Below are 1,319 nucleotides of genomic sequence, written 5' to 3'. Positions count from 1 at the left end.
CAGGGCGATTTCAAAGTCGCAGTGGTAGCAGAAAGTTGCAGGTCACGGTGGTGTGACGCCTGCTGGCCGTCCCGTCTCGTACGCAACGAAGCTCCGGTTGGAGTGGGTGACCTACCAAGTCGCCCTGCCGAACCGGAGCTTCGATGTGCCGTCAGTCTGCCAGCGTCTGTCTGATCAAGTCGCCCTCGCGTCAGCACCGCGCCCTTGCGGGACTGCCGCAGCGGCTGGCCACGCTGGCTGACCCGCGGCACCGGCGGGGGAAGCGTCACCCGTTCGTGAGCGTGCTGCTCATTGCCTGCTCGGCCGTACTGGCCGGGGCCCGCTCGTTCGCCGCGATCGGGCAGTGGGCCCGCAACGCCCCACAGGACACCCTCGCCCGCCTTGGCGCCCGCACGACGACCGTGTTCAGCACCCGGATCGCGCCGAGCACGGCGACCATCCGCCGCGTCCTGAACGCCGTATGCCCCGGCGGACTCGCCGACCTGCTCGGCGCCGACCCGGCCGGAGCGGACACCCTGGCCGTCGACGGCAAGAGCGCCCGCGGCTCACGCACCCCCGCCAGCCCGGCCGCCCATCTGCTGGCCGCGATGACCGGGACCGGGCAGACCGTCAGCCAGCTGCGGGTGCCGGACAAGACCAACGAGATCACCTGCTTCGCCGCCCTGCTTCAGCCGTACGACCTGGCCGGCGTGACGGTGACCGCCGACGCCCTGCACACCCAGCGCGAGCACGCCCGGTTCCTCGTGGAGGACAAGAAGGCCCACTACCTGCTGCTGATCAAGGCCAACCAGCCCGGACTGTTCCGGCAGTTGAGGTCGCTGCCCTGGACGCAGGCCACCGCGCGGCGCTACGACCGCGAAACGGGGCACGGCCGCAAGGAGACGCGGACGACCAGGGCGCTGACCGTCACCGATCTCGGACTGGACTTCCCCCACGCGGTGCAGGCCGCGAAAATCCTGCGCCACCGCACCGACCTGCGCTCGGGAAAAGTGACACGGCAGACCGTCTACGCACTCACCGACCTCACCGCCCGCCAGGCATCTCCCCAACGGCTCGGGCAACTGGCCCGCTCGCAATGGGTGATCGAGAACCGGCTGCACTTCGTCCGTGACACCACCTTCACCGAGGACGCCTCCAAGATCCGCACCGGCCACGGCCCCGACAACATGGCCACCCTCCGCAGCTTCGCGATCAACCAGCTACGAGCGGCAGGTCACCCGAATATCGCCGCCGGGCTCCGCAAGATGTCCTACCAGCCCTTCCACCGCCCGCTGGACCTCCTCGGCCTGGCCTGACCAGCGACGATCCAAGACCGTCAG

Annotated in this window: 1 protein-coding gene; it reads left to right on the top strand. The window is 69.7% G+C overall.

Going from position 1 to position 1,319, the window contains the following annotated elements; all coding sequences use genetic code 11:
• The first annotated feature begins 143 nt into the window (after positions 1-143).
• A complete protein-coding gene (locus F3T56_RS45910) occupies positions 144-1,295 on the top strand; it encodes an ISAs1 family transposase (RefSeq protein WP_246204929.1) in 1,152 nt (383 codons plus the stop codon).
• Positions 1,296-1,319 lie beyond the last annotated feature (24 nt).

This window comes from Streptomyces tailanensis (assembly GCF_008386495.1).
Lineage (GTDB): Bacteria > Actinomycetota > Actinomycetes > Streptomycetales > Streptomycetaceae > Streptomyces > Streptomyces tailanensis.
The sequence above is the reverse complement of the archived record's forward strand: the minus strand, read 5'-3'. Positions and strand labels throughout refer to the sequence as shown.